This is a genomic window from Intestinibacter sp., assembly GCF_051866655.1.
Lineage (GTDB): Bacteria > Bacillota > Clostridia > Peptostreptococcales > Peptostreptococcaceae > Intestinibacter.
The window spans coordinates 1-5,772 of record NZ_JBJDXL010000149.1 but is presented as its reverse complement, the minus strand read 5'-3'; the positions used below and the strand labels follow the sequence as shown (position 1 = coordinate 5,772).

Below are 5,772 nucleotides of genomic sequence, written 5' to 3'. Positions count from 1 at the left end.
GAAATTATATTCATTTTTAAATTATGGATAGATATAATTTCCGTATATGTGTTTCAAGAAAATCTACATTATGGATCTTTAAAATAAAGATTTTCTTATTTTTTAAAACATTTTTAAGTATATCATATAAAATTAATTATGTGTTGTCAAAAAAAGAGGATGTACACAAAATAGATTTTATTCTATTTTGCGACACCCCCTCCTGTTAAATTTCTAATTCATTTCTTTTTCTAGAGTAGACAATAAATTTGAAAAATTTGTTTTGTCTATAAATTCAATGGAATTGTCCTCAAATACTACTATAAGAAATTGATCATCCTCCATATGGTAAGCTTCTATATTTATATTTTCTTCTATCTCTGCATAAATACTATATTGACATTGTTTATGCTTAGTTATATTCGATATACTGCTTTTATCTTCACCTATATATCTTTCCAGACTATTCTCATCTATACTTTCACTGTTTAAACTATCATACTCTTGATATTTTAAAATTGCAACATTAGCATTTTTATCTTTTACTTGTGATATATCAAAATTTTTAAAATCGCAGGTTTCAACTCTATTGACTTTATCATCCTTCAATCCTATAAAAATGGCACTTCCAGAAAATTTATAATCTGAAGTGTATTTAGGATATACTAGACCCTTACCTAAAATCTCTATATTTTTCCCATTTCTCATTTTTTCTAAATCCTTAAATACATCTATATCATCTACTTTTAATGAATAAACTATACTATAAGGATTACCCATATTTTTCAAAACATAGTCGTAATCTTTATCCATAATCACATTTACATCATTTTGTACCTTTGTCATCGTGTTTTTTTCTATAGCTTCCTTTGAAGGTTTTTTAGAATTTATATTTGAATTTGAACATCCAACTAAGAATGTCAAAAGTATTATCATTAAAGTTAACTTTTTTATAATTCTCATATGCTCGCCCTCCTCTCATTTTATAGGTACAACATATATACAACTTATTTATATTATACTTATTTCCACATTAAAAACACATTTTTTTAATACCTGTAACATTTTTGTTATATAAATTTATTTAAAATTAAAATTTTGTAACTAATCCCTTATTTTAATAATATACTAAATCTACCCTATAAATCAACAACTTTGTAATATATAATGGGTTTTATCTATATAAATCACCAAATTTATATCATTTGTTAAAATAAAAATTATATTTACAAAACAATAGAAAAGATAATTGCTGATTATCTTCTATTATACAAAAAATCCCAAGATCTTTTGAACTTGGGATTTTTTCTTCAACAAAAAGGGTATCGCCTATTTCTTAGTGCGACAGCCCCTATATACATATAAATTTCTATTTATTAAAAAATGCTTTGTAGCCTCTGTACATTTCAAATATATCAGCCTTTGATATTATTTCATAAGGTGCGTGCATGCTTAAAACTCCAACTCCACAGTCTAAAACCTGTGCATCGTAATTAGCTAAGATGTAAGCTATAGTTCCGCCTCCACCTTCGTCGACCTTACCTAATTCACCGCTTTGCCATACTACATTTGCTTCGTTAAATATGCTTCTTATTTCGCCGACAAATTCAGCATTTGCATCACTTGTGCCACTTTTACCTCTTGCTCCTGTATACTTAGATATGCATACTCCACAGCCCACATGGCAAGAGTTATTTTTTTCGTATACAGAAGGATAATTTGGATCGTATCCTGCATTTACATCAGCTGATAAAACCTTAGAATTTGAAAATGCTCTTCTCAATTTTAAATCAGAGTAATCTGTTTGTAGGTTTATTAATTCTGCAACTGTATTTTCATAAAATCTAGAATGCATACCTGTATTACCATTAGAACCAGTTTCTTCTTTATCTGCACAAAATGCTGATACTGTGTATTCTGGATTTTCAGTATCAAGTATTGCCTTTACAGCTGCAAATGAACAAACTCTGTCGTCATGTCCATAAGATAATATCATAGAACTGTCAAATCCAACATTTCTAGCCTTGCCAGCTGGAACGACTTCTATTTCTGCACTTATGAAGTCCTCTTCTACTAAGTTGTATTTAGAATTTAATAATTTTAAAATATTAGCTTTAACCTTTTCTTTTTCTTCCTTTTCATCTGGAATACTTCCTATTAAGACATTTAAATCTTCTCCCTCTATACCATCTGCTAGAGTTTTTTGTTTTTGCTTAGCTGCTAGATGAGGAAGTAAATCTGTTACACAAAATACAGGGTCGTTTTCTTCGTCTCCTATACTTATTTCAACACTACTTCCATCCTTTAATACAACTAGTCCATAAAGTGCTAGAGGTATTGTAACCCATTGGTATTTTTTTATTCCACCGTAGTAGTGAGTTTTAAAATATCCCATGCTATCATCTTCATATAGTGGATTTGGTTTTAAATCTAATCTAGGTGAATCTATATGACTTCCTACTATTTTCAATCCTTTTTCTATGTCTTTTTTACCTATTATAAATAGAGCTATATTTTTATTTCTATTTATGCAGTATATTTTATCTCCAGGCTTTACTTCACTTAGCTCATCTAGTGGTTTAAATCCTTTTTTTATAGCTAAGCTTTCTATTTCCTTTACACATCTTCTCTCTGTTTTTCCTTTGTTTAGAAAATCCATATACTCATCAGAATACTGCATGACATTTTTCATATTATCCATTTCATCTATGACTTTCCATCCATTTCTTAGCTCGTATTTAAGTTCCATTTTTTATTCCCCCATTTACTCGATAAAATTTTAGTTCTTTTTCTTCGCCTTCATACGTCTTTCGTATTCTTCTGGTGATACTACTTCTATATTTTCTAGTCTAGCTCTAAAATTAGCTCTAAAGTTAGCTAAGTACTCTTTTCTTAAAACATCTCTTTCTTTTATTTCTTCTGGTGTTAAACCTTCCTCTGTCTTATTTTTTCTCGCAAGCTCGTTAATTCTATCTATTTTCTTTTGATCAAACATAATTATTCTCGCCAAATACCCATAAAATCTCATATTTGGCTTCTCCTTTACTTAATTTTTTTATTGTTTTTATTATAATATTTCTACTAATAAAATATTTTATTACTTCTTAAATTATTTCTCTCTTTGTAATTGATAAAAAAGTCATCTAAATTTTCACCTATTATAGATATTCCTTCTCTAATATCGTCTAAGGATGCATTTGCTACATTTATTCTAAAATATCTATCGTCCATTATATTATCAAAGAAATAAGTTCCAGGTGTAATTATAACACCTTTTTCCAATATAAAATTGTAAAAATCATTGGATGAATACCCCCTCGGAAGCTCTAAAAAGAAATTAATACCTCCTACAGCTTTTCTAACCTTCAATTTGTCACTCAAACTTTCATCTATTAGTTTCTTTGCCAAGCTATATTTTTCATAATAAATTTTGCTTATATTATTTAGATATTCCTCCCAGTTAAAACAGCTCATATAGTAGTACATAGACTTTTGTATTAAGCCCGGTGTTGAAATATCAGAAGAATATTTCGCCCAAAGGATTTTAGACTGAAGCTCCATAGGTATTTCCACTATACCTATTCTAAGACCTGGCATTAAAATTTTTGAGAAACTCTTTATATAAATTACTCGATCATTGTTATCGTAGCTCTTTAGTGGATGATTATCCTCTGAGTCAAATGGAAAATCACTTATGAAATCATCTTCTAGTATATAAAAATCATACTCCTCTGACAACTCTATTAATTTTCTTTTTTTATAAGCTGAATAAGATATACCTGTTGGATTTTGAAAATTGGGCATAACATACATTAATTTAGGTTTTATTTTTTCGAGCTTTAGCTTTAAAATTCCTATATCTATACCGTCATCTAACATAGGTATAGATATTACCTTAGCTCCCCTACTTTTAAAAACCTCCAATGCACCATTATATGTCGGTTCTTCAACAAATACAACATCTGAATAATTTATAAGTCCCTTACAAACTATATCTATACCCTGCTGTGCACCTGATATAATTTGTATATTTTCCTTATCTGTATTTATTTGTTTTGCTCTCAAATATTTACTGATTTCTTCTCTAAGCTCTTTAGATCCTTTACCTTCATCATAATCAAATATAGTAGATCCATCTCTCTCTAAAGCCATGTTTATAGCTTTTTTATAATCCTCAATAGGAAACATATCTGCAGATGGATTTCCACTGTCAAAATGTATTAGTCCTTCTCTTTTTACACTTTTTTTCTTCTTTAATTTTAGATTTGAAGCAAAAGTCCCACTTCCCACGATTTTATAAACATATCCTTCATTTTCAAGCAATTCATATACCTTTACTATTGTAGCATTGTTAACCCCCATGTAATCTGCTAACTTACGAATTGGAGGTAATTTTTCATGTTCTTTTATTTGATTGCTGATGATTAATTGCTTTATAAAATTATAAATTTGTAAATATTTACTGCTACTCTTATTTAACTCTAATTTATATTTATCCATTTCTTACCTCTATATATTTATTTTAAATTTTATCTAGCTATATATTGATGCTAATTTTTTCCTCTGATATATTTAATATGTATATATTATATACTAATTTATTTAGAAAGGTAAAAAGTTTATGTACTCAGATTATCATATACACTCTAATTTTTCTCCAGACGGCAAATCATCTATGGAGGAAATGATTTTAAGGGCTATAGATTTAAATTTAAAAGAGATTTGTTTTACAGACCATGTAGACTACGATATAAAATATATGGATCATTTTATTGTAGACTACGATAAATATTTTGAGAGCTTGAATTACTATATTGAAAAATATAAAGACAAAATAAGTATTAAAAAAGGAATTGAATTTGGACTTCAAAAGCAGTTATTTGAAAAATGCGCAGAAGATGTAAAAAAATATCCATTTGATTTTGTAATATGCTCTCAACACGCTATAGATAGAATGGATTTATATTACAAGGATTTTTTCGAGGATAAAGATGTATATGAAGCCTATGATATCTACTATAGAGAATATTTAAATATTGTAAAAAACTTTAAATCCTACAACATTTTAGGTCATTTAGACCTAGTAAAAAGATACGGTCCATATGATCAAATTTTAGATGACGACTATTTTATAGATATAATCACAGAAATTTTAAAACAGGCTATTTACGATGGAAAGGGCATCGAAATCAATACCTCTTGCTTTAAATACAACCTTCCAGATTTAACTCCATCTCGAAAAATCATTAAGCTATATAAAGAGCTTGGTGGAGAGATAATAACTACTGGCTCTGACGGTCATCACACAGGATTTTTAGCTTGTAATTTCAAATACATTTACGACTATTTAAAGGAAACAGGCTTTAATTACATCTGTACATTCGACAAGATGAAGCCTATCTTTAATAAAATATAAGAATGATTTTAACCTCCTTAGAATAAATATTAATCATAGGAGGTGATTTTTTTGATAAAAATTCCAAATCTTTTATTGGCTACTATCATTCTGTCAATTTCCAATATAATTGTAAGAGGTTTAGGATTTATATATAAAATTTTTCTATCCAATATAATTGGAGAACAGGGTCTTGGAATATACCATATAGTATTTAACTTTCTTATGATATGTGTTGCACTGACTACTACTGGTATTCCAACAGCTCTAAGCTGTTTTATATCTACTACAAATACATTAAAAAATAAAAAGGGAACAAATACATACTTTATATCAACATTGTACATAGCTTTTTTTATAGCTTTTTTTATTTCAATATTCGTATCACTAAATAGCAA

Annotated in this window: 6 protein-coding genes; 2 read left to right on the top strand and 4 right to left on the bottom strand. The window is 28.1% G+C overall.

The features are described 5' to 3' along the window. Positions 1–213: 213 nt before the first annotated feature. The 4 genes from ACI3VO_RS04290 to ACI3VO_RS04275 form a co-directional block, all read right to left on the bottom strand. Complete coding sequence (locus tag ACI3VO_RS04290) at positions 214–942, bottom strand: hypothetical protein (protein ID WP_439756737.1); 729 nt, start codon at positions 940–942, stop codon at positions 214–216. Positions 943–1,348: 406 nt separating this feature from the next. Further along, a complete protein-coding gene (locus tag ACI3VO_RS04285) occupies positions 1,349–2,728 on the bottom strand; it encodes an aminopeptidase (protein ID WP_439756736.1) in 1,380 nt (459 codons plus the stop codon). Between the two features lie 30 nt (positions 2,729–2,758). Beyond that, complete coding sequence (locus ACI3VO_RS04280; protein WP_320624337.1) at positions 2,759–2,974, bottom strand: DUF896 domain-containing protein; 216 nt, start codon at positions 2,972–2,974, stop codon at positions 2,759–2,761. 86 nt (positions 2,975–3,060) lie between these two features. Continuing rightward, positions 3,061–4,479, bottom strand: coding sequence for a PLP-dependent aminotransferase family protein (locus ACI3VO_RS04275; RefSeq protein WP_439756735.1), 1,419 nt, complete (start codon positions 4,477–4,479; stop codon positions 3,061–3,063). Positions 4,480–4,600: 121 nt separating this feature from the next. Between ACI3VO_RS04275 and ACI3VO_RS04270 the strand changes: the two genes are divergently transcribed. Continuing rightward, the gene (locus tag ACI3VO_RS04270; RefSeq protein WP_439756734.1) at positions 4,601–5,395 is read left to right on the top strand and encodes a histidinol-phosphatase HisJ family protein; all 795 of its coding nucleotides are present in this window, start codon (positions 4,601–4,603) and stop codon (positions 5,393–5,395) included. 42 nt (positions 5,396–5,437) lie between these two features. Further along, positions 5,438–5,772, top strand: a 335-nt coding sequence (locus ACI3VO_RS04265) for an oligosaccharide flippase family protein (RefSeq protein WP_439756733.1), incomplete at its 3' end; no start/stop codon positions are given.

Coding starts and splice junctions, on each gene's coding strand:
- ACI3VO_RS04270 (WP_439756734.1), top strand. CDS start 4,601: ATGTACTCAGATTATCATATACACTCTAATTTTTCTCCAGACGGCAAA.
- ACI3VO_RS04280 (WP_320624337.1), bottom strand. CDS start 2,974: ATGTTTGATCAAAAGAAAATAGATAGAATTAACGAGCTTGCGAGAAAA.
- ACI3VO_RS04275 (WP_439756735.1), bottom strand. CDS start 4,479: ATGGATAAATATAAATTAGAGTTAAATAAGAGTAGCAGTAAATATTTA.
- ACI3VO_RS04285 (WP_439756736.1), bottom strand. CDS start 2,728: ATGGAACTTAAATACGAGCTAAGAAATGGATGGAAAGTCATAGATGAA.
- ACI3VO_RS04290 (WP_439756737.1), bottom strand. CDS start 942: ATGAGAATTATAAAAAAGTTAACTTTAATGATAATACTTTTGACATTC.